Annotated in this window: 21 protein-coding genes; 14 read left to right on the top strand and 7 right to left on the bottom strand. The window is 70.3% G+C overall.

The window, feature by feature from the left end:
- Positions 1 to 51 precede the first annotated feature (51 nt).
- On the bottom strand, positions 52 to 1305 hold the full coding sequence (locus AOA12_RS17850; protein WP_054685889.1) for a TetR/AcrR family transcriptional regulator: 1254 nt from the start codon (positions 1303 to 1305) through the stop codon (positions 52 to 54).
- Between the two features lie 175 nt (positions 1306 to 1480).
- Between AOA12_RS17850 and AOA12_RS17845 the strand changes: the two genes are divergently transcribed.
- The 9 genes from AOA12_RS17845 to AOA12_RS17805 are packed head-to-tail and all read left to right on the top strand — an operon-like array spanning position 1481 to position 13122.
- Complete coding sequence (locus AOA12_RS17845) at positions 1481 to 2404, top strand: NAD(P)H-dependent flavin oxidoreductase (protein ID WP_054685886.1); 924 nt, start codon at positions 1481 to 1483, stop codon at positions 2402 to 2404.
- A gap of 17 nt (positions 2405 to 2421) precedes the next feature.
- Positions 2422 to 3627, top strand: a complete 1206-nt coding sequence (locus AOA12_RS17840) for an acetyl-CoA C-acetyltransferase (RefSeq protein WP_197280971.1) — start codon at positions 2422 to 2424, stop codon at positions 3625 to 3627.
- Positions 3628 to 3655: 28 nt separating this feature from the next.
- Positions 3656 to 5833 carry a 3-hydroxyacyl-CoA dehydrogenase NAD-binding domain-containing protein gene (locus AOA12_RS17835; RefSeq protein WP_054685881.1) on the top strand — a complete coding sequence of 726 codons (2178 nt, stop codon included), beginning with the start codon at positions 3656 to 3658 and terminating at the stop codon, positions 5831 to 5833.
- Positions 5830 to 7428, top strand: a complete 1599-nt coding sequence (locus tag AOA12_RS17830; RefSeq protein ID WP_054685880.1) for an acyl-CoA carboxylase subunit beta — start codon at positions 5830 to 5832, stop codon at positions 7426 to 7428. Before AOA12_RS17835 ends, AOA12_RS17830 begins: the two co-directional genes overlap by 4 nt.
- An 8-nt stretch (positions 7429 to 7436) precedes the next feature.
- Positions 7437 to 9443, top strand: a complete 2007-nt coding sequence (locus AOA12_RS17825; RefSeq protein WP_054685877.1) for an acetyl/propionyl/methylcrotonyl-CoA carboxylase subunit alpha — start codon at positions 7437 to 7439, stop codon at positions 9441 to 9443.
- The gene (locus AOA12_RS17820; RefSeq protein WP_054685875.1) at positions 9440 to 10201 is read left to right on the top strand and encodes an enoyl-CoA hydratase-related protein; all 762 of its coding nucleotides are present in this window, start codon (positions 9440 to 9442) and stop codon (positions 10199 to 10201) included. Before AOA12_RS17825 ends, AOA12_RS17820 begins: the two co-directional genes overlap by 4 nt.
- On the top strand, positions 10198 to 11988 hold the full coding sequence (locus AOA12_RS17815; RefSeq protein WP_231637120.1) for an acyclic terpene utilization AtuA family protein: 1791 nt from the start codon (positions 10198 to 10200) through the stop codon (positions 11986 to 11988). Before AOA12_RS17820 ends, AOA12_RS17815 begins: the two co-directional genes overlap by 4 nt.
- Before the next feature lies 1 nt (position 11989).
- Complete coding sequence (locus AOA12_RS17810) at positions 11990 to 12376, top strand: DMT family transporter (RefSeq protein ID WP_054685872.1); 387 nt, start codon at positions 11990 to 11992, stop codon at positions 12374 to 12376.
- Positions 12373 to 13122: an enoyl-CoA hydratase/isomerase family protein gene (locus AOA12_RS17805; RefSeq protein ID WP_054685868.1), complete on the top strand. Its 750-nt coding sequence runs from the start codon at positions 12373 to 12375 to the stop codon at positions 13120 to 13122. The genes AOA12_RS17810 and AOA12_RS17805 overlap by 4 nt, the downstream gene beginning before the upstream one ends.
- 152 nt (positions 13123 to 13274) lie before the next feature.
- Here AOA12_RS17805 and AOA12_RS17800 read toward each other — a convergent pair whose 3' ends face one another.
- From AOA12_RS17800 to AOA12_RS17775, 6 genes are all read right to left on the bottom strand, one after another.
- A complete protein-coding gene (locus AOA12_RS17800) occupies positions 13275 to 14393 on the bottom strand; it encodes a TIGR03617 family F420-dependent LLM class oxidoreductase (RefSeq protein ID WP_156366569.1) in 1119 nt (372 codons plus the stop codon).
- A gap of 109 nt (positions 14394 to 14502) precedes the next feature.
- Positions 14503 to 15963, bottom strand: a complete 1461-nt coding sequence (locus AOA12_RS17795; protein ID WP_197280970.1) for a TRAP transporter large permease — start codon at positions 15961 to 15963, stop codon at positions 14503 to 14505.
- Positions 15960 to 16517 (bottom strand): TRAP transporter small permease subunit, encoded by a 558-nt coding sequence (locus AOA12_RS17790; RefSeq protein ID WP_054685861.1) that lies wholly within the window; start codon positions 16515 to 16517, stop codon positions 15960 to 15962. Before AOA12_RS17790 ends, AOA12_RS17795 begins: the two co-directional genes overlap by 4 nt.
- Positions 16514 to 17770 (bottom strand): TRAP transporter substrate-binding protein DctP, encoded by a 1257-nt coding sequence (dctP, locus tag AOA12_RS17785; protein ID WP_054685859.1) that lies wholly within the window; start codon positions 17768 to 17770, stop codon positions 16514 to 16516. Before dctP ends, AOA12_RS17790 begins: the two co-directional genes overlap by 4 nt.
- The gene (locus tag AOA12_RS17780; RefSeq protein ID WP_054685856.1) at positions 17767 to 19008 is read right to left on the bottom strand and encodes an acyl-CoA dehydrogenase family protein; all 1242 of its coding nucleotides are present in this window, start codon (positions 19006 to 19008) and stop codon (positions 17767 to 17769) included. The genes dctP and AOA12_RS17780 overlap by 4 nt, the downstream gene beginning before the upstream one ends.
- A gap of 48 nt (positions 19009 to 19056) precedes the next feature.
- Positions 19057 to 19470: an SCP2 sterol-binding domain-containing protein gene (locus AOA12_RS17775; protein WP_054685852.1), complete on the bottom strand. Its 414-nt coding sequence runs from the start codon at positions 19468 to 19470 to the stop codon at positions 19057 to 19059.
- Positions 19471 to 19739: 269 nt separating this feature from the next.
- Between AOA12_RS17775 and AOA12_RS17770 the strand changes: the two genes are divergently transcribed.
- The 5 genes from AOA12_RS17770 to AOA12_RS17750 are packed head-to-tail and all read left to right on the top strand — an operon-like array spanning position 19740 to position 25201.
- The gene (locus AOA12_RS17770) at positions 19740 to 21287 is read left to right on the top strand and encodes a CoA-acylating methylmalonate-semialdehyde dehydrogenase (protein WP_054685848.1); all 1548 of its coding nucleotides are present in this window, start codon (positions 19740 to 19742) and stop codon (positions 21285 to 21287) included.
- Between the two features lie 2 nt (positions 21288 to 21289).
- On the top strand, positions 21290 to 22435 hold the full coding sequence (locus AOA12_RS17765; protein ID WP_054685845.1) for an acyl-CoA dehydrogenase family protein: 1146 nt from the start codon (positions 21290 to 21292) through the stop codon (positions 22433 to 22435).
- Entirely contained in the window at positions 22432 to 23517 is a 1086-nt protein-coding gene (locus AOA12_RS17760) for an enoyl-CoA hydratase/isomerase family protein (protein WP_054685841.1), read from the top strand. Before AOA12_RS17765 ends, AOA12_RS17760 begins: the two co-directional genes overlap by 4 nt.
- Positions 23514 to 24428, top strand: coding sequence for a 3-hydroxyisobutyrate dehydrogenase (gene mmsB / locus AOA12_RS17755; RefSeq protein ID WP_054685837.1), 915 nt, complete (start codon positions 23514 to 23516; stop codon positions 24426 to 24428). The genes AOA12_RS17760 and mmsB overlap by 4 nt, the downstream gene beginning before the upstream one ends.
- Positions 24425 to 25201 (top strand): enoyl-CoA hydratase-related protein, encoded by a 777-nt coding sequence (locus AOA12_RS17750; RefSeq protein ID WP_054685834.1) that lies wholly within the window; start codon positions 24425 to 24427, stop codon positions 25199 to 25201. Before mmsB ends, AOA12_RS17750 begins: the two co-directional genes overlap by 4 nt.
- Positions 25202 to 25233 lie beyond the last annotated feature (32 nt).

Genomic DNA, 25233 nt, shown 5'->3' with positions numbered 1-25233 from the left:
GCGCGCTCCGCGGATCAGGTTCGATGAACTTCAGTGTTACTTGAAATTCACTTATCCATCATTGTCCATGCCTGAGTCGAGGTTGTCAACGGGCGTGCCCTCGGCGGCGCAGGCCACGTCGCTCCACAGCACGCTTTCGGCGAGCCGTGCGATGTTGCGGGCGACTCCCGCGTGCCGGCGCACGCGGGGCGTTCGCACGGCGTCGTTGACGATGGTCAGGGCTGCGTGCACGCGGAACCTGACCTCCGTGCGTCCGAGCTCGGGTCGTGCCGCCTCCAGCAGGGCGAACCACTCTGCCACGTAGGCGCTCTGGGCGCGGCGCAGGCTGTGGCGTGCGGAGTCGGGGATGTTCGTCAACTCCGCCACCAGGACCCAGAGCAGATCTGCGCGGTCGATCGCGAACTCGATGTACTCCGCGACGGTCGCCCTGAGTGCGTCGGCGGGCGTCGGCGACGTCGCGAGCGCCCGATCCAGTCCGAGATGGAGAGCCTCGGTGGCCCGCGTCATGATCGCCGTGAGCAGATCTCCTTTCGTCGCGAAGTGGCGGTACAGGCTCGTGCTCGTGGCCCCGACGGCGTCGCCGATGTCCTGCATCGTGACCGACTGGTACCCGCGCGCGCTGAACAGCCGTGTCGCCGCTGCCATGATCGCCGCCGGACGCGTTGTCGAGGTCACTCCCTGCGACGCCTCTGCGGGGCCTCGGCGCAGGTCGAGGCGCACGGCGGCCGCGGCGAGCGCGAGGTCCGCGGTGAGCGTCGCTATGCGCTCGGCCGGCAGCGGCGTGCTGTGGTAAGCGGGACTGGTGAGCACGGCGATCACGGCAAGGGCGGTCAGCTCGGGATCGTCGCTGCGTCCCTGCGCGTCAACGAGCTGGATGAGCCGCTCGAACACGTGATAGAAGGGCGCGCGGACGCGTTGGCGTGCCTCATCGGGCAGGTGACGTGCCTCGCGCGTCCAGAGCAGTGCCATCCGCCGACGCTGGGCGAAGGTCGATGCCATGGTCTGCACGGCCGTCTCCAGATCCTGGGGCGCCGCGCCGTCGAGGGACTTCCGCGCCTCCTCGAACTCGGCCAGCAGAGCCGCCTCCAAGAGATCTTCCTTGCCGCGCACGTGTCGGTAGAGGGCACTGGCGCCCACGCCGACCGCGCGGGCGATGTCGTCGGTGCTCACGTTGTGGAATCCGGAAGCGGCGAACAGCTCCGCGGCGACGGCAAGGATCGTCTGTCGCCGGTTTCGGGGCCGAGTACGTGCCGGGACTGTCGTCGTCGACGTCATCGCGACCTCCTCGATCGTGGTATCGCTCATGCATCGACAGTCTACGATGGTTACTGTAAATTCACTTATCGCGATTCTTGCGCTATCGTGATCGGCAGAGCAGATGACGGCGGCAGGCGACACGACAGACGTCCGACCGCCCTCGGCCGGGCTCGCATCAGGCGCAACGGCGCAGGTTCGGATCAATGACGACGAGGAGCAAACGATGACGCTGCCCGAGAACGTGTCGGCACGGCTCCGACTGCCCGCGATCGCGGCGCCGATGACCGGTGTGTCCGGCATCGAGCTGGTCGCGGCCGCGTGCGAAGCAGGCGTCATCGGATCTTTTCCCGTGCACAACGCGCGACGCGACACGTCGCTCGGCGACTGGCTGACCACACTGGAGCGACGCCTGCAGCAGTCGGAGGGCACGCCGGCCCCGTTCGCGCCGAACCTCATCATGCACAGCTCGAACCGCTACCGTGACGAGGAGCTCGCGACCCTCGTCGCACACGGTGTGGAGCTCGTGATCACGAGCGTGGGCTCTCCGGCTCGAGCGGTGGAGCCGCTGCACGCTGTCGGCGCACTCGTGCTGGCCGACGTCGCGACCCTCGCGCACGCAGAGAAGGCGCTGGAGGCTGGAGCCGACGGACTCGTGCTGCTCACCGCCGGCGCCGGAGGGCAGACGGGATGGTTGAATCCGTTCGCCTTCGTCCGCGGAGTCCGCGCCTTCTTCGACGGGCCGATCGTGCTCGCGGGCGGCATCTCCGATGGGGTGTCAGCGTTCGCCGCCGAGGTGCTCGGCGCCGACCTCGTCTACCTGGGCACGCGCGTCATCGCGACCGAGGAGAGCCTCGCCGACGATGCCTACCGGGCAGCGCTCGTCGCGGCGACTGCAGACGACGTCGTGCTCTCCAGCGCGGTCGGCGGGCTGCCTGCCAACCTTCTCCGGTCTTGGATCGAGCGCAACGACGCTGACGTGGCCCAAGGGGACTACCAGCAGGAGCGGTTGCTCGGCTGGCAGGGCGTATGGAGCGCCGGGCACGCAGTGGCCGGCGTCACAGAAGTGCTTCCGGTCCGCGACGTGATCGCGGAGCTGATCGACCAATACGAGGCCGCGCGTGCGGCGCTCCGGAATCCAGGCGCGTGAGAGCGGGGAGGATGACGATGTCACAGGCATACATCTACGAGGCGGTGCGCACACCGCGCGGCAAGGTCAGGAAGGGGTCGCTGCAGAGCGTCAAGCCCCTTGACCTCGTCACGTGCCTCGTCGACGAGGTGCGCGACCGGCTGCCGGACCTGGACCCGGCGGCGGTCGACGACATCGTGCTCGGCGTGGTCTCGCCCGTCGGCGACCAGGGCGGCGACATCGCGAAGGCGGTCGCGATCGCCGCGGGCCTTCCCGACACCGTCGCGGGCGTGCAGCTCAACCGGTTCTGCGGATCGGGCCTCGAAGCGGTCAACGTCGCCGCGCAGAAGGTGAGCTCGGGCTGGGAGCACCTCGTGTTCGCGGGCGGCGTCGAGTCGATGTCGCGCGTCGAGATGCTCAGCGACGGTGGCCCGCTGTTCAATGACCCCACGACGACCTATGACTCGTACATCGTGCCCCAGGGCATCGGTGCAGACCTCATCGCGACGATCGAGGGCTTCAGCCGCGAAGACGTCGACCGGTTCGCCGTACGCTCCCAGGAGCGCGCCGAGGCGGCCTGGCAGCAGGGCAGGTTCGCCCGGTCGGTCGTGCCGGTCCGCGACGTGAACGGCCTCGTCGTCCTCGACCGTGACGAGCATCGCCGACCGGGCACCACCGTCGAGTCGCTCGCCGACCTGAAGCCCGCCTTCGCAGCGGCCGGCGCCGCGGGGTTCGACGCCGTCGCCCTGCAGCGATACACCGACGTGGAGCGGATCGAGCACGTGCACCATGGGGGCAACTCCTCGGGGATCGTCGACGGTGCCGCCTTGGTCGTCATCGGCAGCGAGACCGCCGCCGACCGGTTCGGGCTGACCCCTCGTGGCCGGATCGTGGCGACCGCCGTCAGCGGCGCCGACCCCACCATCATGCTCACCGGCCCGACGCCCGCGACCCGCAAGGTGCTCGACGTCGCCCGTCTGACCGTCGACGACATCGATCTGTTCGAGATCAACGAGGCCTTCGCCTCCGTGGCGTTGAAGTGGGTCAGGGATCTCGACCTGCCCTGGGAGAAGGTCAACGTCAACGGAGGCGCCATCGCGATGGGCCACCCTCTCGGCGCGACGGGCGCGATGCTCGTCGGCACCGTCCTCGACGAGCTCGAGCACCGCGGGGCCCGGCGAGGACTCATCACGCTGTGCATCGGCGGGGGCATGGCGATCGCGACGATCATCGAGCGGGTCTGAGGACCCGCGGTAACGAGGAAGCACAGACATGAGCGAGAGCACGACCATCACGTGGCACCGAGACGACGACGGGATCGTCGTCCTGACCTTCGACGACCCGGCATCGTCGGCGAACACCATGAGCGAGGCATACGTCGCGTCGATGGCGGCGACCCTCGATCGTCTCGACGCGGAGGCGGAGAACATCGCCGGCGTGGTCCTCACGTCTGCGAAGAAGACGTTCTTCGCCGGGGGAAACCTGGGCGAGATCCTCTCCTACACGGCAGAGGACACACCGCGCGTCGTGGCGGTGTCCGACACGATCAAGGCGCAGCTGCGCCGGCTGGAGAGCTTCGGACGACCCGTCGTCGCGGCGATCGGCGGCGCCGCCCTCGGCGGCGGCCTGGAGATCGCGCTCGCGACCCACCACAGGATCGTGGCCGATGTGCGCGGCGCGGTCGTGGGCCTGCCCGAGGTCGGGCTCGGGCTGCTGCCGGGCGGAGGCGGCGTGATCCGCTCCGTGCGCCTGCTCGGCGTCGTTCCCGCGGTGCGCGACGTGCTCCTCACAGGGCGCCGGTTCTCGCCCGCGGAGGCGCGGGAGATCGGGCTCGTCGACGAGGTCGTCTCGTCGGCCGGCGAGCTCGTGCCCGCCGCCAAGGCGTGGATCGCGGCGAACCCCGAGGCGACCCAGCCCTGGGACCGGCGGGGCTTCCAGCTGCCCGGCAGCCGCTTCTACTGGCAGGCGCCCGCCGCCGAGCTGGGCGCTCTGTCGGCCGGCCTGCGCAAGCAGACCAAGGGCGCCCCGGCGCCGGCCGCGCGCGCCATCATCGCCGCCGCTGTCGAGGGCGCGCTCCTCGACATCGAGACCGCGGGGCGCATCGAGAGCCGCTACTTCGCGAGCATCGCGACCGGCACGATCGCGAAGAACCTCATCCAGTCGACGTTCTTCGACCTGCAGGCCGTCAACGCGGGCGGCAGCCGGCCCGCCGGCATCCCGCAGCGCACGGTGAGTCGCCTTGCCGTGCTCGGCGCCGGGATGATGGGCGCGGGCATCGCCTACGTCGCCGCGAAGGCCGGGATCGACATCGTGCTGAAGGACGTCTCGCTCGAGGCGGCGCAGCGCGGCAAGGCCTACTCCGAGAAGCTCGTGGCCGCCCAGGTCAGCCGCGGACGCCTCGCGCAGGCAGACGCCGACGCGCTCCTGGCGCGCATCGTCGCGAGCGACGACGACGCCGACCTGGCCGGCGCCGACGCGGTCGTGGAGGCGGTCTTCGAGTCGGTCGCCGTCAAGCACGAGGTCTTCCAGCGCGCCGAGGCGGTCGTGGACCCCGGCGCGCTGCTCGCCTCGAACACCTCGACGCTGCCGATCACGGTCCTCGCCGAGGGCGTACAGCGGCCCGAGGACTTCATCGGCATCCACTTCTTCTCGCCTGTCGACAGGATGCCGCTGGTCGAGATCATCGTGGGCGAGCGCACGAGCGACGAGACGCTGGCCCGCGCCTTCGACCTGGCCCGGCAGCTCGGCAAGACGCCGATCGTCGTCGGCGACAGCCGCGGATTCTTCACGAGTCGCACCATCATCTCCTTCCTCAACGAGGCGGTCGCCGCCGTCGGCGAGGGCGTCGAGCCGCAGCGGATCGAGCAGGCCGCCCTGCAGGCCGGCTACCCCGCCGGCCCGCTCCAGCTGATCGACGAGCTGACCCTGACGCTGCCGCAGCGCATCCGCAAGGAGGCGGAGGCGGCCGCGGGCGGTGCCCCGCGCGTCGAGCACGGCTCGGCTGCCGTGATCGACGCGATGATCGAGACGCACGGACGCCCGGGCCGCTCCGGCGGCGGCGGATTCTACGACTACGACGAGTCGGGGCGCCGCCTGCGCATCTGGCCCGGGCTGCGCGACGCGTTCGGCTCCGGCCGCGCCGACACGCCGCTGAAGGACCTGCAGGAGCGGATGCTGTTCGCCGAGGCGCTGGAGGCCGTGCACTGCCTCGACCAGGGCGTGCTGCGCTCCGTGCGCGACGCGAACGTCGGATCGCTGCTGGGCATCGGCTTCCCCGCCTGGACGGGAGGCGTGCTGCAGTACATCAACTCCTATCCGGGCGGTCCCGCCGGCTTCGCCGAGCGCGCCGACGAGCTCGCCGGCTTCTACGGCGAGCACTTCCGCCCGCCCGCCTCGCTGCGCGAGAAGGCCGCGGCGGGCGCCCGCTACGAAGACGAGGTCCAGGGATGAGCGTTCTCACGAGCAGGCTCGACGTCGCCGACGAGGACTTCCGCGCCAACCGCGCGGCGGGGCTCGCGCTCATCGCCGAGCTCGACGCCGAGAACGCCGCCGTGGTCGCCGGTGGCGGCGAGAAGGCCGTCGCCCGCCACCACGCCCGCGGGCGGCTGACGGTGCGCGAGCGCATCGAGCTGCTGCTCGATCCCGACACCGCCTTCCTCGAGCTGTCCACGCTCGCCGGATGGGGCACGGGCTTCACCGTGGGCGGCGTCATCGTCACGGGCATCGGCGTGGTCAGCGGCACGGAATGCATGATCATCGCGCACGAGCCCACCGTCAAGGGCGGCACGATGAACCCCTACACGCTGCGCAAGAACCTGCGCGCGCTGGAGATCGCCCGGGTCAACCGGCTGCCCGTGCTCTACCTCGTGGAGTCGGGCGGCGCCGACCTGCCGACGCAGGCCGACCTGTTCATCCCGGCGGGGCGGATCTTCCACGAGCTCACGGCGCTGTCGGCGGCGGGCGTGCCGTCGATCTCCCTCGTGTTCGGCAACTCGACCGCCGGCGGCGCGTACGTCCCCGGCATGAGCGACTACGCCGTGCTCGTCGACAAGCAGGCGCAGGTCTTCCTCGGCGGCCCGCCGCTCGTGAAGATGGCCACGGGCGAGGACGCCGACGGCGAGGAGCTGGGCGGCGCGGCGATGCACTCGCGCGTCTCGGGCGTGAGCGACTACTTCGCCGTCGACGAGCGCGACGCGATCCGCATCGGGCGGCAGATCGTCTCGCGGCTGAACTGGCGCAAGCACGGGCCGGCGCCGCGCGGCGTCCCGCGTCCGCCCCGGTACCCCGCCGAGGAGATCCTCGGCATCGTCTCCCGCGACCAGCGCGTGCCGTTCGACCCGCGCGAGATCCTCGCGCGTCTCGTCGACGACTCCGACTTCGACGAGTACAAGGCCCTGTACGGCACGTCGCTCGTCACGGGGTGGGCGAGCCTGCACGGCTACCCGATCGGCGTCCTCGCGAACCACCGCGGCGTGCTCTTCGGCGAGGAGGCGAAGAAGGCCGCCGAGTTCATCCTGCTGGCCAACCAGACCGACACGCCGCTCGTCTTCCTGCAGAACACGACGGGCTACATCGTCGGCTCGGCCTACGAGCAGGCCGGCATCATCAAGGACGGCGCGAAGATGATCAACGCCGTCGCCAACAGCGCGGTGCCGCACCTCACCGTGAACATGGCCGCGTCCTTCGGCGCCGGCAACTACGGGATGAGCGGGCGCGCCTACGATCCGCGCTTCCTGTTCAGCTGGCCCAACATGCGCCAGGCGGTCATGGGCGCGCCCCAGCTCGCGGGCGTGCTCTCGATCGTGGGACGTGCCGCCGCCGAGAGGTCGGGCCGTCCGTTCGACGAAGAGGCCGACGAGCGCCAGCGCCGGCAGATCGAGGAGCAGATCGAGGCCGAGTCGCACGCCTACTTCATGTCCGGCCGGCTCTACGACGACGGCATCATCGACCCGCGGCACACGCGTGACGTGCTCGGGATCGCGCTGTCCGCCACGCACTCCGCACCCGTCGCCGGCCGTCGCGGCTTCGGCGTCTTCCGAATGTGAGAATCCCCATGACTGCTGACACGACCGCGACGCCGCGCATCCGCCGGCTCCTGATCGCCAACCGCGGCGAGATCGCCGTCCGCATCATCCGCACCGCTCGCGCGATGGGCGTCGAGACGGTGGCCGTCTTCTCGGACGCCGACGCCGGCGCCCTGTTCGTCCGCGAGGCCGATCGCGCCGTGCGGCTGCCCGGCGTCGTCCCCGCCGACACCTACCTGCGCGGCGATCTCGTGATCGAGGCCGCGCGACGCACGGGCGCGGACGCCGTGCACCCCGGTTACGGCTTCCTGTCGGAGAACGCGGAGTTCGCCCGCGCCGTCGCGGCCGCGGGGCTCATCTTCGTCGGGCCCAGTCCCGAGGCGATCGACGCGATGGGGTCGAAGATCCGCGCCAAGGAGCTCATGGCCTCCTCCGGCGTGCCCGTGCTGCCGGGCGCGACCGTCACGGCCGAGCACGACGACGCGGCCCTCGTGACTCTCGGCGACCGGATCGGCTACCCCGTGCTCGTCAAGGCGTCTGCGGGCGGCGGCGGACGCGGCATGCGCATCGTCTGGGCGGCCGGCGAGCTGGCGGGCGCCGTCGCGTCGGCACGCCGTGAGGCGGGCTCCGCCTTCGGCGACGACACCGTCTTCCTGGAGAAGTACGTCACGGCGCCGCGTCACGTCGAGGTGCAGATCTTCGGCGACACGACGGGCCGCGTCATCAGCCTCTTCGAGCGCGAGTGCTCGATCCAGCGGCGCTACCAGAAGATCGTCGAGGAGTCGCCGTCGCCGGCCGTGACCCCCGCTCTGCGGGAGCGGCTGAGCACCGCCGCCGTCGCGGCGGGCGAGGCGCTCGGCTATCTCGGGGCGGGCACCGTCGAGTTCGTCCTCGACGCGAGCGGCGATTTCTTCTTCCTCGAGGTGAACACACGCCTGCAGGTCGAGCATCCCGTGACCGAGTTCATCACGGGCCTCGATCTCGTGCGGCTGCAGCTGCTCGTCGCGCAGGGCGAGGCCCTTCCGCAGGATGCGCTGTCGGCCCGCATCCAGGGTCACGCCATCGAGGCGCGGCTCTATGCCGAGGATCCGTCCGCGGGCTTCCTGCCGACGTCGGGCCTGCTGCGCGACTTCACGCTCGACCAGGGCGTGCGCGCCGACACGGGCTTCTCGCCCGGCGACACCGTGAGCATCCACTACGATCCGATGCTCGCGAAGCTCGTGGCGCACGCCCCGACACGCGGCGAGGCCGCGTCGGTGCTCGCACGGGCACTGGAGCGCAGCCGCATCCACGGCGTCGGCACGAACCGCGACCTGCTCGTCGGCATCCTGCGCGAGCCCGAGTTCCTCGCGGGAGACACCGACACGGCCTATCTCGACCGGCACGCCGTCGCCGAGCTCTCCCGCACCGACCGTGCGGTCACCGCTCCCGCCGCGGCCGCCGTGCTGGCGCTGCGGGAGCACCGCCGCACGAGCAGCGTGGTACAGCAGAGCATCACCCCCGGCTTCCGCACGCTCGTCTCGCAGCCCGCGCTCGTGCGCTTGTCGCACGACGAGACCGAGCACGACGTGCGCTACCGCGTCGAAGGATCTCGCGCCGAGATCTCGGTCGACGGCGTCTCCGTCGGCGATGTGCGGTTCGAGGTGGCGTCGGACGGAGCGGATCGCTACGTCCTCGTGCTCGAGATCGACGGCGACCGTCAGCGGTTCGAGGTCGCGCTGCACGGCGATCTCATCGACGTCGACGGACCGCAGGGCGGCGTCGAACTGGCCCGGGTCGACCTGCTGCCCGAGCCGGGCTCGCAGGTCGCGCAGGGCTCTCTGACCGCGCCCATGCCGGGCTCCGTCGTGCGGATCGCGGTCGAGCCAGGACAGCAGGTTCGTCAGGGTGAGCCGATCCTCGTCCTGGAGGCGATGAAGATGGAGCACGTGGTCAGCGCGCCCGCCGACGGGCTCGTGGAGGCCGTGCTCGTCGTCGCCGGGCAGCAGGTCGACATCGGCGAGGTGCTCGCCGTGGTCGGAGAGGAACAGGAATGAGCGACGACGTCCTCTACGAGCGACGAGGGCCGGTCGCCTGGATCACGATCAACCGGCCCGAGACGCGCAACGTGCTCAGCCGCTCGGTCCGCGAGGGCCTGTTCGCTGCGACGCGCCGCTTCGTCGACGACGACGCGAGCGTCATGGTGCTGACGGGAGCGGGCGACAAGGCGTTCTGTGCCGGCGGCGATCTCAAGGAGATGTCGGGTGAGGCGCTGCGCGTGCCGCCGCCCGACTACGTGCCCCAGTTCGAGCGGAACATCCAGGTCGACAAGCCCATCGTCGCCGCCGTCAACGGGGTCGCCTACGCCGGCGGCTTCCTGCTCGCGCAGAACGTCGACCTGATCGTCGCCGCCGAGCACGCGCGCTTCGCGGTCACCGAGGTCAAGGTGGGCCGCGGCGCCCCGTGGGCGGCGCCGCTGCCGTGGTGGATGCCGCCCCGCGTGGCGCTCGAGCTGCTGCTGACCGGTGACCCCCTCACGGCGCAGCGGGCCTACGAGCTGGGCTTCGTCAACCGGGTCGTGCCCGCGGCCGACCTCGTCGACGCGACGCAGGAGCTCGCGGAGCGCGTCGCGGCGGGCGCCCCGCTCTCGGTGCGGGCGGCGAAGGCGACCGTCTATACGATGCGCGAGCGTCCGCTCGCCCAGGCCTACGCGGAAGCCGAGCGCGTCTTCGAGCCGGCATACCTGTCCGAGGATGCGCAGGAAGGGCCGCGCGCGTTCGCCGAGCGCCGCTCGCCCGTGTGGAAGGGACGATGATGACCACCTCACCGATCAGGCGCCCCGTGCGGATCGCCAACGTCTCCGGCTTCTACGGCGACCGCGTGCAGGCCGCCGCGGAGATGCTCGAGGGCGGCGAGATCGACGTGCTCACGGGCGACTACCTTGCCGAGCTGACGATGTACATCCTGCACAAGAGTCGGCAGCGCGATCCCGACGCCGGCTACGCCGCGACCTTCCTGACCCAGATGGAACAGATACTGGGCACGTGCCTCGACCGCCGCATCCGCGTCGTCGCCAACGCGGGAGGGCTCAACCCCCGCGGTCTCGCGACCCGGCTGGAGCAGCTCGCGGCGCGTCTCGGGCTCAGCGCCCGTATCGCCTGGACCGACGGCGACGACGTGCTCGGCAGCCTCGCGCAGCTTCAGCGCGACGGGCATGAGCTGCGTCATCTCGACACCGGACGGCGCCTCGCCGAGCTCGACGCGGAGCCGGTGACCGCCAACGCCTACCTCGGCGCCTGGCCCATCGCCCGCGGACTCGAGGAGGGTGCCGACGTGATCGTCACCGGTCGCGTCACCGATGCGTCGGTCGTCGTCGGGCCCGCCGCATGGTGGCATGGCTGGGGCGAGGAGGACTGGGACCGCCTCGCCGGTGCCGTCGTCGCGGGACACCTGATCGAGTGCAGCACGCAGGTGACGGGCGGCAACTTCAGCTTCCTCGCCGACCTCCGCGAGCACCGGATGCCCGGCTATCCGATCGCCGAGATCGAGGCGGACGGCTCGAGCGTCATCACAAAGAACCCGGGAACCGGAGGACTCGTCTCGGTCGACACCGTCTGCGCACAGCTCCTCTACGAGATCGGCGGTCCGGCCTACGGCGGACCCGACGTCACGACCTGGTTCGACGCCGTCACCCTGCTCGAGGAGGCACCGGACCGCGTGCGGGTGTCGGGCACGCGTGGAACACCGCCGGCGGGCGAGGCGAAGGTCGCCGTCAACTACCAGGGCGGCTATCGCAACACCATGACGCTGGGGCTGACGGCGCCCGACATCGAGCAGAAGGCGGCGCTCGCCGAGACCCTGCTGTGGGAGCGGCTCGGCGGACGCGACTCGTTCGACGGCGCCGACGTGCGGCTGCTGTCGAGCCGGCCGGATGCCGACGTGCAGGCCGACGCGACCGCTCATCTGACCGTGACCGTCAAGGACCGCGATCCGAAGAAGGTCGGACGCCGGTTCTCCAACGCCGTCCTCGAGCTCATCCTCGGGGGCTACGCAGGCGCCTATGCGACGACGCCGCCGTCGTCGGAGAGCGCTTTCGGCGTGTACTGGCCCACGCTCATCCCGGCCGCGGCGGTCACGCCCACGCTGCATCTGGACGACGGCTCCGAGAAGGTCTTCCCGTTGCACCCGGGCGACCCGGCCCGTGCGGCCGTCTCGCCCGTGCCCGCTCCCGAGCCACCGCGGTGGCACGGCGGCGGCGAGACGATCGAGCGTCCGCTCGGGGTCATCGCGGGGACCCGTTCGGGCGACAAGGGCGGCAACGCCAACGTCGGAGTGTGGACCCGCACAGACGCCGAGTACGCGTGGCTCCACGGTTTCCTCACCGCAGAGCGCTTCCAGCAGCTGCTCCCCGAGACGAAGACGTTCGAGGTGCGCCGCTACGAGCTGCCGAACCTGCGGGCGCTGAACTTCGTGGTCGTCGGCCTCCTCGGCGACGGCGTCGCCTCGTCGACGCGGCCCGATGCGCAGGCCAAGGGGCTCGGCGAGTTCCTGCGTTCGCGGCCCGTCCCGGTGCCGCGCGAGCTGCTCGAGGAGGAAGGCTGACATGGGCATGGTATTCCTGGCCATCGCGATCGTCGCCGAAGTGGCGGCGACGACGAGCCTCAAGCTCACCACGGGCGAGAACCCCGCATGGTGGGCGTGGATCGTCGTCGTGATCGGATACATCGTCGCGTTCGCGTCGCTGCAACGCTGTCTCGACGCCGGATTCCCGCTCGGCATCGCCTACGCGATCTGGTGCGGCGTCGGCGTGACGGTCGTCGCGCTGCTGAGCTTCTGGCTCTTCCGCGAGGGCCTGACGGCGTGGCAGATCGCCGGGATCGCGCTCGTCGTCGTCGGGATCGGATGCCTCGAGCTCGGTCGTGCGCCCGAACCGGCCGCCGCAAGCTCTGCGACCGTCGTCGCAGAGACCCCGAGGGAGGAGAGCTCATGACCGCTGCGACGTCGAACGGTCCGGTCACGATCGGCGAGCGCGACGGGATCATGCTCGCCTCGATCGGCCATGGCAAGGTCAATGCGCTCGACACGGAGCTGCTGAACGCGCTCGGCGACGCCTTCCGGTCGTTCGCCGACGCCCGCGCCGTTGTGCTCACGGGCGAGGGCCGCACGTTCTCGGCGGGCGTGGACCTGCGTCGCCTCATCGACGGCGGTCGCTCCTACGCCGAGGAGTTCTTCGCGGCGCTCGACGACGCGTTCACCGCCGCTTTCACGTGCCCCGTGCCCGTCGTCGCCGCGATCAACGGGCACGCGATCGCGGGGGGCTGCGTGCTCGCGGCTGCGGCCGACGTGCGGGTGATGTCCGCGGGAACGATCGGGCTGCCCGAGCTCAAGGTCGGCGTCCCGTTCCCCGCCGTGACCGTCGAGATCATGCGGCACCTGCTCGGGGAACGGCTGGCGCCCGTCGTGTACTCCGCCGAGGGGTATGCGCCGGACGCGGCCCTGGCCCAGGGGCTCGTCGACGAGGTAAGCACGCCCGACGAGCTGTCGCGGCTCGCGTTCGAGCGGGCAGCCGAGCTGGCGGCGGGCGTCCCGAGCACGTTCGCGGTCGTGAAGGCGTCGCTGCGGGCTCCCGCCCTCGAACGCATCCGCTCAGTCGAGGGAGAGCCGGCCCGTATGGCGGAGCTGTGGACGAGGGCGGACGTCCTGGAGGCCGCGGAGCGCGTGCTCACCCGGGTATAGCGACGGGCCCCGGATGACCTCGAAGACGCAAGAGGTGACGACTCGGCGCCCCAGGCGACGAACAGCGCGCACCGTCACATCACTCCGAGGGAGGGAATCATCGCGACGGGGATATCGCTGCCGGCCGGCACACGGGCCGGCACCGCGTGTGGCTACGGGGTCCGGTCCAGGTGCGCCCGCAGATCTGCCCAGCCGTCATCGGAGATCGGATGGGGCGTGTTGAAGGAGATCGTCGTCGCTATGGGCGAATATCGTCGTACGAGCTCGCTCGCTACGTGCGCGGGTGGCCCGACGACGGCGAAGGCATCGACCATCTCGTCGGAGATGAACGATGCCATTGCGTCCCATTCCTTGCGCAGCGAGGCCGCCGTGAGGCTTCTTGCGATCCCATCCCAGCCGTGGAGCTCGAGGACGCCGCGGTAGGCCGGCGTCGACGCATAGAACGCGATCTGGCGCCTGATGGCGAGCTCCGCCGCGCGGCGCTCGTCGTCGTCCACGATCGCCACGAAGGGCTGGACACAGACATCGATCGGTGTGTCGTCGCCGGCGTCTCTGCGTCCTTGCATGAGGGCGTCGGCTGTGATCGTCTCCAGGTAGCGGGGCGTCGTGAACGAGTGCGCGAGGAACCCGTCGGCGACGCGCCCGGCGGCACGCGTCATGCCGCTGCCTACGCCCGCGATCCAGATCGGCGGAGCGCCGAAGGGGTTCGGGCCCGGATCGAAGAAAGGCGTCATCAGGGTGTGGCGGTAGTGCTCGCCGGTGAACCGGAGCGGCATTCCTGTCTCCCACGAGTGCCAGATCGCCCGTACCGCCCGAACGAACTCCTCCATCCGCGGCGCCGGAGCGGTCCACGGCATCGAGAAGCGGCGCTCGATGTGTGCGCGCACCTGAGAGCCCAGCCCCAGCACGAACCTGCCGCGTGAGAGCAGCTGAAGGTCGTTCGCCGACGTGGCCACGGTCATCGGATTGCGTGCGAAGGCGACCGCGACCGATGTCGTGACACGCAGCGATCCTGTCGCGCGGGCGGCGAGGGCAGACTCGATGAACGGGTCGTGACGTAGCTCGGAGACCTGGATCCCTTCGTAACCCAGCCGTTCCGCCGTCGCGGCACGCTGCTCTATCGAAGCCAGGGGCGTCTGCCAGTCGGCGAGGTCGAAGCGCACGCGTGTCGGCCCCTTCCCCGCGGCCATCGAGCCGCGACCTGGCATGCGAAGGCGACCGGCGGGGGCGGAGACGCTGAGCCCATCAGCGCCCGATGAGAATCGCGACATTGTCTCTCCTTGGGGTCACTGCTCGGACGACGTTCGTCCGAGTGTCGATCGGCGCCGCGCCGCGGGCGCCCGAGGGCGAGGAGGCGTTCCCGCGGCTCTCGGCGATCTTTCAGCCGGCCGCGGCGAGCTGTGGCAGCCACAGGACGAGCTGGGGCACCAGGATCATGACGACGAGCACGATCACCGTCACACCCACGAACCACAGCGCGCCGCCGAAAACCGCCGTCAGTGTGACGGTCCGGCCGAGGTTCACGGCGGGATCCTGGGCGAGCCGGTGGATGATGAACGACAGCAGTCCCACGGGCGGGGTGACCATCGCGAGTTCCGCGACGACGATGAGGAAGACCCCGAACCACACCGGGTCGATGCCCAGTGCCAACACGATCGGCAGGAACACCGGCGTCGTGATCAGGATGATCGCGAGCGTGTCGAGGAACATCCCGAGCACGAGGTACAGCGGGATGAGCGCGAGCAGGAAGGCCACCGGCGTCAGGCCCAGGTCGGTCACGAACGTCGCGAGCATGTTGGCGACCCGGCTGAGCGTCATGACGCGCGTGAGCGCGGTCACCGCGATCAGCAGCAGGAACACCGCCGCGACCGAGTAGGCGGTCGTGCGGAAGGTGTCGAGGAGGAAACGCGCGATCGCGCCGGGACGGCGATTTTCCGCCCCCGAGAAGAAGCACCCGACGACGATCGACGCGAGGGCGCCGAACGCCCCGGCCTCGGTCGGCGTGAACACGCCCAGCGCGATGCCGCCGATCACGATGCCGATCACCGCGACGAGCGGCACGACGCCGCCGAGGGAGCGGAACCTCGTGCCCAACGTGACGCCGGCCAGCTCGGCGCGCGGCGCGATGCCGGGCGTCACGATGGCGCGCACGGTGATGAGCAGCGCGAACGCGGCCGTGAGCACGAGGCCGGGAACGACACCCGCGATCAGCTGCGGCCCGACGGGCGTCTGGGCGACGCCGGCGTAGATGACGAGCATCGTGCTCGGCGGGATGATCTGGCCGAGCACGCCCGCCATCGCGACGATGCCCGTCGCGAGCGACGGGGCGTAGCCCGAGCGCAGCATCTCCGGGATCGCGACGCGTCCGAGCGCGTACGAGATGCCGACCGTGCTCCCGCTGGCCGCCGCGAGACCGGCCCCCGCGACGCCGGTGCCGCTGGCGAGCCCGCCGGGCACGTGCCCGAACCACTGCCGCGCGGCCTCGAAGGCCTTTCCGCTCACCCCGGAGCGCCACATCGCGACGCCCATGAGCACGAACAGCGGGATGACGCTGAGCTGCCAGCTCGCCACGGGGGCGAAGACGGCATCCTCGAGCGTGAGCCAGGCCATCCGCGTGCCCCCCAGTGCGATCAGGCCGATGAGCGAGGCGAGCATCATCGCGACCGCGACGTGCGTGCCCGACAGGATCAGGGCGATCGTCAGCACGATCACGGCGACACCCTGCACCTCTCGGGGCAGGGGGGCGAACAGGAGCAGAGCGGCCGTCACGACGCTCAGCCCGAGAGCGATGCCCCAGCCCGTCCCCGTGCCGCGCCGTGCCGCGCCGGTCACGGCGCTCACGACGGATCTCCGTCGGCGAGGAGATGCTCGATGTCGTCGGCGCGCACGATGTCGTCGGTGCGCGCGAGCGCGCGGACGATGCCCAGCACCGTCTGCGCCAGGAGCGCGGCGAGGCCGAGCAGGACGAGGAGCTTGACAGGCCAGATCGGCACGGGAACCGACGAGCCGAGCGACGCCTCGCCGATCGCCGCCGCGTGCAGGGCGTCGGACGTCTGCGCCGCCAGGAGCAGGGCCGTGACGAGCGCGAGGAGCGCGAGCCCCACGACATCGGCGACGCGGCGTGCGCGGGGCGGGAGCCCCTCGATCAGGAGCGTGACGCGGATGTTCTCGTCGCGTCGCTGCGTGCCCGCCATCGCGAGGAAGACGAGCAGCGGCATCCACCAGTACTGTGCGATCTCGAGCGTCGCCGGCAGCGGCCTGCCCCACAGCGCGCGACCGATCACGTCGACGACGACGTGCAGCATCAGGATGCCGAGCGCCGCCGCGGCGACGACACCGAGCGCCTCGGAGGTGCGCTCGATGCCGGTCGCTGCGGCTGTGCGGAGGGTTCTCATCTGGCCGTGAAGCCGTATGCCGCGGCCTCGTCCAGGAATGTGGCCAGCTTCGGATCCGCCGCCGCCTCGGCGAGCGCCGTCTTGTAGGCGTCGGAGCCGAGGTCGGGGTCGATCGGCTCGATGCCGGCCTCGTCGGCCAGCTTGGCCTCCCAGCGGGCGACGGCATCCTCGAACTGCCTGATGACGGCCGCGGGGTCCGCGATCGACGACGGTGCGGAGCCGGGCAGAGCGTCCCTCGCGGCCGCCTGGTGCGCCGCGAGTGCCTTGCGGATCTCCGGCGCGGCGTGCAGCACGAGATCGGTGCCGACCGCTCCCTGGCCGCCCGCGCCGAACGCGTCGGCGTACTGGGCGAGGCTCGTCTTGATGTTCTCGCGCAGCCACGTCGCGGCCGCCTCCTCGAACACCTCCTGCACGGCGGGCGGCAGCGAGTCCCACGTGTCCAGGTTGATCAGCAGCGGGATCGAGCTGCCCGACATCGGCGCGGTCACGAGGTGGTGCGCGACCTCGAACAGGCCCCAGTCGAGCAGGCCGGTGAGGTTGATGCTCACGCAATCGATGACGCCGCGCTGCAGACCCTCGTACATCTCGGTCGTCGGCAGCGAGGTCGGGACCATCCCGATCGCCTCCGCCTCGGCGACCCACGTGGCGCCGGCCGCTCGGATGCGCTTGCCGGCGGCGTCGGCGAGGGTGTCGACGGGCTCACGGCACAGGATGTGGTACGGCGTCATGGCGTTCGCCGCGAGCGGCTTCAGGCCCTGCGCCGCGTACTCGTCGACGAACACGTCGTTCGTGATCAGCAGGTCGTTGATCGCGATGTTCGTGACGACCTGGTTGAACGGCAGCGACTTCTCGGGCAGTGACAGCAGGTCGGCGGTCCAGTTCGCGTTCGGCAGCTCCTGCGGCTGGTACACGTAGGGCGTCGGCACCATGTCGGCCAGTCCCGACGACGCCGCGGGTAGCAGCTCCGGGCCCGTCGCGAGCGACGCGCTCCAGAAGTACTCGAACGTGACCTTGCCGCCCGTCTTGCGGGTGACCTCGTCGGCGAACGCGAGGAACGCAACGCCGTTCGAGGCGGTCTCGCTCCCCTGGTCGGCGTACGTGATCGTGATCGGGTCGAGATCGGCGAACGCATCGTCGGTCTCGGACGCCGGGTCTTCCACGGGTGCGTCCGTGCCCGCAGTGCACGCGGTCAGCGCGAGCGCGAGACTCACGCCGACCGTGAGCGTGGCCCATCCTCGTCTGCGGACGCTCATTCGGCTGCGTCCTCGGGGGCGAGGAGGTACTCGCCGATGTAGGTCTGGCTCTGGTCCCCGTTGAGCGGCTGGAACATCGACGCCGCCGAGTCGCGGTAGAGCCGCTCGAAGATCGCGCCCTTCTTGAAGGACGATCCGCCGACCAGGCTCATGGCGCGCTTGCTCATATGCAGCACGTTCTCGGAGATGAAGGTCTTGGCCAGGCCGATGTAGGGGAAGCGCAGCGCGAGAGGCCAGTTGTCGTCATAGCCGTTCATGACGTCGGCGCAGGTCTGGTACAGCACCCGCCGCGAGAGCTCGACCCGTGAGGCGAAGTCGCCGACGCCGTCGATGATGTGGCCGACGTTGGCGACCTTCGTCTCCGCCGCGACGATCGCGCCGAAGGTGGCGCCGAGAGTCTTCTTCGAGAGCACCTCGACCGACTCCTCGAGGATGCGCTGCTGCATGCCGTAGTAGATGCTGGCGAACATCAGCGACGCCCACTCGAGCACGCCGAACGCGCCGGAGCGCCACTCGCAGATGAAGCCCGACGGCGGCACGTAGAAGCCCTCGAAGTGGATCGTCTGGGTCCCTGTCGCGTGCATGCCCAGCGCGTTCCACGTCTTCTCGATCCGGACGCCGTCGCCCTGCCCGTTCTCGTCGACATCGAAGTCCGCGATGAAGAACGACTCCGCCTCGACGCGCTCCTGGAAGTCCTCGGGGATGTTGCCGTGCGCATCCGTGATCGTCGCGTTCGTCGTCACGATGTCGGACGCCTCCGAGAGAGTGCCCCACACCTTCTTGCCGTACAGCTTCCAGCCGCCGTCGGACTGCGGCACGGCCTTCATATCGGCGAGACCGCTGAAGCCGGCACGCTGCTCGGAGAACGGGCCGAACATGATGTCGCCCTTCGCGACCCGCGGGAACCAGTACGCGCGCTGCTCGTCGCTCATGAGGCTGCCGGCGATGCCCACCATGATGAAGTGCATGTTGTAGGACAGCGCGATCGCGGAGTCGCCGCGGGAGAGCTCGCTCACCACCTTGGAGGTGTGGAGCAGGTTTCCGCCGAGGCCGCCGTACTCCCGGGGGATCTGGAGGGCGCCGAGGCCCGACTTCTTGAAGGGCTCGATCGTCTCGGTGGCGAAGGTGTTGTCGGTGTCATGGGCCGGACCGACCTCACGGAACAGTTCGGAGAGCTCGCTGGCCTTCTGGAAGACCGCCTCGAACTCGGCCTCGGTCATGTGTGCGGTGTCGAACATGTGTGATCCTCTTCGTATTCGTGGTGATGGTGGCGATAGGCGGGCGCGTCAGCCGACGATCAGGTCGTCGCGGTCGGCCGCCTGCAGGATCTTCTTGTAGGTGTCGAACAGCGGTGCCGTGAGAGGGAGGAGCTTCAGGGCCAGCGTCCGCTTTCCTTCGAGCTTGACCTTGCCCTGCGCCATGGCGAGCGTGAAGTTGAGCCTGCCTTGCCAGAAACGGTTGCTGTTGTCGGATGACATCCGCAGAAGAACCGACGAGCGCTCGCCCGCGGCGGCCTCGCCGAAGAGCACGCGCTGTCCCGGAAAGTCGACCAGGATCGTGGCATCCGGGTTGGTCTGCTTCAGCAGGACGATCAGCCCCGTGTCCTTGGTCGCCTCGATGAAGGCGGGCTCTGCGACCGCCACTTCGAAGATCTTCCCGATGTACTCATACACCTCGTCGGTGTCTGTGAACGCGCTCATCCTTGCTCCTTCCGCGTCGTTGCGGCATCCAGGCGGAGACCTGGAGCGTGTTCGACGCTACGAGCCCACACTCCGTCCGGACGTCACCCGCTGGGGTGAGAGTGCGCACCGACCGGGGGATCTTCTGCGCGATCGGTGGCGATGCCACCGATCGCATGGCGATGATGGCACCAGATGCCGACCCGGATGCCACGGTTCTCTGCCCACCTCGCAGCACGATCCGGGTTCTCGGGCGAGATCGCGTCGTGCGGCGCGGGAAGGATGCCAACATGGCCAGTGAAGCGACTCAGCCGGGCGCGGGAGTCTGGGCTCCCAACGTGCGAGTGCTCTCTCATCTCATCGGCGGCGAGCACGTCGCCGGAGCATCCAGCCGGTTCGGGGATGTCTACGACCCGAGCACCGGCGCCGTCCAGGCGAAGGTGCCGCTGGCGACGACCGCCGAGGTGCAGGCCGCGATCGCAAACGCGGAGGCCGCCCAGGTCGAATGGGGTGCGCAGAATCCGCAGAAGCGGGCACGCGTGCTGCTGAGGTTCCTCGAGCTCGTCGCGAAGGATACGAAGAACCTGGCGCGGCTGCTCTCCAGCGAGCACGGTAAGACCGTGCCGGACGCGATCGGCGACATCCAGCGGGGCGTCGAGGTTGTCGAGTTCGCCGCGGGCGCTCCGCACCTGCTGAAGGGCGAGTACACCACGGGCGCCGGGACGGGCATCGACGTGTACTCGCTGCGCCAGCCGCTCGGCGTCGTGGCCGGGATCACTCCGTTCAACTTCCCGGCGATGATCCCGCTGTGGAAGGCCGGACCTGCCCTCGCGGCCGGCAACGCGTTCATCCTGAAGCCGAGCGAGCGCGATCCCTCGGTGCCGCTGCGGCTGGCCGAGCTGTTCCTTGAGGCGGGCCTGCCTGCGGGCGTGCTGAATGTGGTCAACGGCGACAAGGAGGCCGTCGACGCGATCCTGCACGACGACCGGGTCAAGGCGGTCGGGTTCGTGGGCTCGACGCCGATCGCGCAGTACATCTACGAGACGGCCGCCGCGAACGGGAAGCGCGCGCAGTGCTTCGGCGGGGCGAAGAACCACATGATCGTCATGCCGGACGCCGACCTGGACCAGGTCGCCGACGCCCTGATCGGCGCCGGCTACGGCTCGGCGGGCGAGCGGTGCATGGCGATCTCGGTGGCCGTTCCGGTCGGCGAGGAGACCGCCGATGCGCTCGCCGCCAAGCTGGCCGAGCGGGCGAAGGATCTCAAGGTCGGTCCGGCGCTCGGTGAGGACAACGACTACGGCCCGCTCGTGACGGCCGAGGCGAAGCAGCGCGTGGAGCACTACATCCAGGTCGGCATCGACGAGGGCGCGACGCTGCTCGCCGATGGTCGCGGCCACACGGTGCCCGGCTACGAGAACGGCTTCTACCTCGGACCGACCCTGTTCGATCACGTGACCCCCGAGCACACGATCTACCGCGAGGAGATCTTCGGCCCGGTGCTGATCATCGCGCGGGCGAAAGACTACGAGGAGGCGCTGAGCCTGCCCTCGACGCACGAGTACGGCAACGGCGTGTCGATCTTCACGCGCGACGGCGACACCGCGCGCGACTTCGCGGCCCGCGTCAACACCGGAATGGTCGGCGTCAACGTGCCCATCCCCGTGCCCATCGCGTACCACACGTTCGGCGGCTGGAAGCGCTCCGGGTTCGGCGACCTGAACCAGCACGGTCCCGACGCGTTCCGCTTCTACACGAAGACCAAGACCGTGACCAGCCGCTGGCTCTCCCACGACGTCCGCGAGGGCGCCAGCTTCGTCATCCCCACGATGCACTGACGATGTACACCATGGCGACGGAGGAGCGCGCGGCGCTCGTCGAGGCGGTTCGCGACTTCGCAGAGTCGGCGCTCGCGCCGTACGCCGCGGAGCGGGATGCCGAGAAGCACTTCCCGGTGGACACGCTCCGCCAGGCGGGAGAGCTGGGCCTGGGCGGCATCTACGTGCGCGAGGAGTTCGGCGGGTCCGGCCTGTCGCGGCAGGACGCCCTCGCGATCTTCGAGGAGCTCGCGAAGGGCGACACCGCGATCGCGGCGTACGTCTCGATCCACAACATGGTCGTGTGGATGATCGACACGTTCGGCGACGACGAGCAGCGCGCCCGGTGGGTCCCGGGCCTGTGCGCGATGGAGGACCTCGGCAGCTACTGCCTCACCGAGCCCGGCGCGGGATCGGACGCCGCGGCGCTCGCGACGTCGGCGCGGCGCGACGGCGACGAGTACGTCCTCACAGGCACGAAGCAGTTCATCTCCGGAGCGGGCACGTCGGCCGTCTACATCGTGATGGCGCGCACGGGCGCGCCGGGGCCCAAGGGCATCAGCGCGATCGTTGTCCCCGCCGACGCCCCAGGCCTGAGCTTCGGCCCCGACGAGAAGAAGATGGGCTGGAACGCGCAGCCCACGCGTCAGGTGATCCTCGACGAGGTGCGCGTGCCGGTCTCGTACCGGCTCGGCGCCGAGGGCGACGGGTTCGGCATCGCGATGAAGGGCCTCAACGGAGGGCGCGTCAACATGGGCGCCTGTTCGCTCGGCGGGGCGCAATGGGCGCTGAACCGCACTCTGACCTACGTGCGGGAGCGTCAGGCGTTCGGCGGGCCGCTCGCGGCGAACCAGTCGGTCGTGTTCCGCCTCGCGCAGATGGAGACCGACCTGCAGGCGGCCAGAGCGCTGCTGCAGCGCGCGGCCGAGAAGATGGACGCCAGGGCGTCCGATGTGGCCGCCGCCTGCGCCCTCGCCAAGCGGTTCGCCACGGACGCGGCGTTCGACGTCGCCAACGCGGCGCTGCAGCTGCACGGCGGATACGGCTATCTGCATGAGTACGGCATCGAGCGAGTCGTCCGCGATCTGCGCGTCCACCAGATCCTCGAGGGCACCAACGAGATCATGCAGCTCATCGTCGGGCGAGCGCTGCTGGAGGAATCACGATGACCGCGACACCGGAGGCCGAGGCGTTCAAGGAGCGACGCGGACGTCTCGGGCTGATCACGCTGAACCGTCCGCGCGCCATCAACGCGCTCACGCACGACATGGTGCGCGTCGTCGCGGGGGCTCTCGAGGAGTGGCGCGACGACCCCGCCGTGGGTGCCGTCGCGATCGTCGGTGCGGGCGAACGCGGCCTGTGCGCGGGCGGCGACGTCATCACGCTGTACGACGACACGACGAAGGGCGACGGCCTCGACGCCGCGGCCTTCTGGCGCGACGAGTACGCGATGAACGCAGTGATCTCCTCGTACCCGAAGCCATACATCGCGATCCAGGACGGGATCGTCCTGGGCGGCGGCGTCGGCGTCTCCGGGCACGGCTCGCACCGCATCGTCACCGAGCGCACCAGGATCGGTTTCCCTGAGACCACGATCGGATACATCCCCGACGTCGGCGCGACGTGGCTGCTCTCGCGTGCGCCGGGAGAGCTGGGCACGCGGCTCGCTCTCTCGGCGGAGTCCGTCGGCGCCGCCGACGCGATCCTGGTCGGGTTCGCCGACCACTTCGTGCCCGCCGCGCGGATCCCCGCGCTGCTGGCGGCGCTGGAACACGAGGAGCCGGCGGACGCGATCGCGCGGCTGGCCGCCGACGCGCCTGCCGGATCGCTGGAGGCGCAGCGATCGTGGACCGACCGCGCGTTCTCGGCCGACACGGTCGCCGAGATCCTCGACCGGCTCCACGACACCGGTGCGGACGACGCCGTCGCTCTGGCCGACGCGATCGCGCAGAAGTCTCCGATCGCGCTGAGCGTCACGCTCGAGGCCGTGCGGCGCGCCCGTGCGTTGCCGAGCCTCGAGGCGGCGCTCGTGCAGGAGTACCGCGTGTCGCGCCACTCGTCGGCGTCACACGACTTCGCCGAGGGCATCCGTGCCCAGCTCATCGACAAGGACCGCAATCCACGCTGGGCACCGGCGACCCTGTCGAGCGTGACGGACGACGGCGTCGCCGCGTTCTTCGCCGTGCCGTCCGACGGCGATCTCGTCCTGCCCCATCGTGTCGAAAGCGTGTCGAAGGAGACCACTGCATGAGCACCATCGCGTTCATCGGACTGGGCCACATGGGCGGCCCCATGGCCGCCAATCTCGTCAAGGCCGGTCACCGCGTCGCGGGATTCGACCTCGCGCCCGCCGCGCTCACCGCGGCATCGGCCGCCGGGGTGGAGCTGGCCGCCTCGGCCGCGGGGGCGGCGGCAACGGCCGACGTCGTCATCACGATGCTTCCGGCGGGCCGCCACGTGCTGGCCGCCTACGGCACCGCCGACGAGCCGGGACTGCTGGCCGCGGCCCGGCCGGGCACGCTGTTCATCGACTCGTCCACGATCGCCGTCGACGAGGCCCGCGCCGCCGCGGCGGCCGCGGTCGCGGCAGGCCATCGCGCCCTCGACGCGCCCGTCTCGGGCGGCGTCGTCGGCGCCGAGAACGGGACGCTCGCCTTCATGGTCGGCGGCGAAGACACCGACTTCGCCGAGGCGCTGCCGCTCCTGGAGGGGATGGGCCGGCGCATCGTGCACTGCGGCGGCACGGGCCTGGGCCAGGCCGCCAAGGTCTGCAACAACATGATCCTCGGCATCTCGCAGATCGCGGTGTCGGAGGCCTTCGTGATCGGCGAGCGCCTCGGGCTGTCGCACCAAGTGCTGTTCGATGTGGCGTCCAACGCCTCCGGGCAGTGCTGGGCGCTCACGACGAACTGCCCCGTTCCCGGCCCCGTGCCGACGAGCCCGGCCAACAACGACTACCGGCCCGGCTTCGCGGGCGTGCTGATGGCCAAGGACCTGAGCCTCGCCGAACAGGCGATCAGGCTCACCGGCGTGAACGCGCAGCTGGGTCTGCAGTCGAGTCGAATCTTCGCGGAGTTCGCCGACGGTCCGGGAGCCGACCAAGATTTCTCGGGCATCATCAACAGCATCCGAGCGGCAAGCGAAGAGAGAGGACGCGGATGACCGAGTACGAGACGATCTTGGCAGAGACGCGCGGCCGTGTCGGCTGGATCACCCTGAACCGCCCGGAGGCGCTGAACGCACTGAGCTCGCAGGTGATGTCGGATGTTGTCGCCGCCGCGACGGCATTCGACGGAGATGCGGAGATCGGCGCGATCGTGGTCACCGGCTCGGAGCGCGCGTTCGCCGCGGGCGCCGACATCAAAGAGATGGAGGCCAAGACCGGGCTGGACATGCTGATGGACGACCATTTCGGCTCTTGGGCAGAGTTCGCTGCGATACGCACGCCGGTGATCGCAGCCGTGTCCGGCTATGCGCTGGGCGGAGGATGCGAGCTTGCGATGATGTGCGACATCATCCTCGCCGCAGATACGGCGAGCTTCGGGCAGCCCGAGATCAACCTGGGCGTGATCCCGGGCATCGGTGGCACACAGCGGCTGGTTCGTGCCGTGGGCTACTACAAGGCTGCCGATCTCATCCTGAGCGGACGCACGATCGGAGCCCAGGAGGCGGAGCGGATGGGGCTCGTGTCGCGCATTGTGCCTGCGGTGGATCTGCTGGAGGAGGCGGGCAAGGTCGCCGAGACGATTGCGTCGAAGTCGCGGCCGAGTCTGTTCGCAGCGAAGGCGGCGCTCGACGCGGCCCTGGAGACCTCCCTCGCGGAGGGCCTGCGGTTCGAACGGCAGGTGTTTGCGGGCCTGTTCGACACTGCAGATCAGAAAGAGGGCATGGCTGCGTTTCGCGAGAAGCGGAGACCCGGCTTCACCGGTCGGTGAGGGCACGGCTCAGGGAGCCGAGCCATGTCTGC

Source organism: Microbacterium sp. No. 7, assembly GCF_001314225.1.
GTDB lineage: Bacteria > Actinomycetota > Actinomycetes > Actinomycetales > Microbacteriaceae > Microbacterium.
This window is presented reverse-complemented; position numbering and strand designations above follow the sequence as displayed.

Bases quoted from the DNA above. Each gene is read 5' to 3' on its own strand.
- AOA12_RS17850 (WP_054685889.1), bottom strand. From the start codon at position 1,305: ATGAGCGATACCACGATCGAGGAGGTCGCGATGACGTCGACGACGACA.
- AOA12_RS17845 (WP_054685886.1), top strand. From the start codon at position 1,481: ATGACGCTGCCCGAGAACGTGTCGGCACGGCTCCGACTGCCCGCGATC.
- AOA12_RS17840 (WP_197280971.1), top strand. From the start codon at position 2,422: ATGTCACAGGCATACATCTACGAGGCGGTGCGCACACCGCGCGGCAAG.
- AOA12_RS17835 (WP_054685881.1), top strand. From the start codon at position 3,656: ATGAGCGAGAGCACGACCATCACGTGGCACCGAGACGACGACGGGATC.
- AOA12_RS17830 (WP_054685880.1), top strand. From the start codon at position 5,830: ATGAGCGTTCTCACGAGCAGGCTCGACGTCGCCGACGAGGACTTCCGC.
- AOA12_RS17825 (WP_054685877.1), top strand. From the start codon at position 7,437: ATGACTGCTGACACGACCGCGACGCCGCGCATCCGCCGGCTCCTGATC.
- AOA12_RS17820 (WP_054685875.1), top strand. From the start codon at position 9,440: ATGAGCGACGACGTCCTCTACGAGCGACGAGGGCCGGTCGCCTGGATC.
- AOA12_RS17815 (WP_231637120.1), top strand. From the start codon at position 10,198: ATGATGACCACCTCACCGATCAGGCGCCCCGTGCGGATCGCCAACGTC.
- AOA12_RS17810 (WP_054685872.1), top strand. From the start codon at position 11,990: ATGGGCATGGTATTCCTGGCCATCGCGATCGTCGCCGAAGTGGCGGCG.
- AOA12_RS17805 (WP_054685868.1), top strand. From the start codon at position 12,373: ATGACCGCTGCGACGTCGAACGGTCCGGTCACGATCGGCGAGCGCGAC.
- AOA12_RS17800 (WP_156366569.1), bottom strand. From the start codon at position 14,393: ATGTCGCGATTCTCATCGGGCGCTGATGGGCTCAGCGTCTCCGCCCCC.
- AOA12_RS17790 (WP_054685861.1), bottom strand. From the start codon at position 16,517: ATGAGAACCCTCCGCACAGCCGCAGCGACCGGCATCGAGCGCACCTCC.
- dctP (WP_054685859.1), bottom strand. From the start codon at position 17,770: ATGAGCGTCCGCAGACGAGGATGGGCCACGCTCACGGTCGGCGTGAGT.
- AOA12_RS17780 (WP_054685856.1), bottom strand. From the start codon at position 19,008: ATGTTCGACACCGCACACATGACCGAGGCCGAGTTCGAGGCGGTCTTC.
- AOA12_RS17775 (WP_054685852.1), bottom strand. From the start codon at position 19,470: ATGAGCGCGTTCACAGACACCGACGAGGTGTATGAGTACATCGGGAAG.
- AOA12_RS17770 (WP_054685848.1), top strand. From the start codon at position 19,740: ATGGCCAGTGAAGCGACTCAGCCGGGCGCGGGAGTCTGGGCTCCCAAC.
- AOA12_RS17765 (WP_054685845.1), top strand. From the start codon at position 21,290: ATGTACACCATGGCGACGGAGGAGCGCGCGGCGCTCGTCGAGGCGGTT.
- AOA12_RS17760 (WP_054685841.1), top strand. From the start codon at position 22,432: ATGACCGCGACACCGGAGGCCGAGGCGTTCAAGGAGCGACGCGGACGT.
- mmsB (WP_054685837.1), top strand. From the start codon at position 23,514: ATGAGCACCATCGCGTTCATCGGACTGGGCCACATGGGCGGCCCCATG.
- AOA12_RS17750 (WP_054685834.1), top strand. From the start codon at position 24,425: ATGACCGAGTACGAGACGATCTTGGCAGAGACGCGCGGCCGTGTCGGC.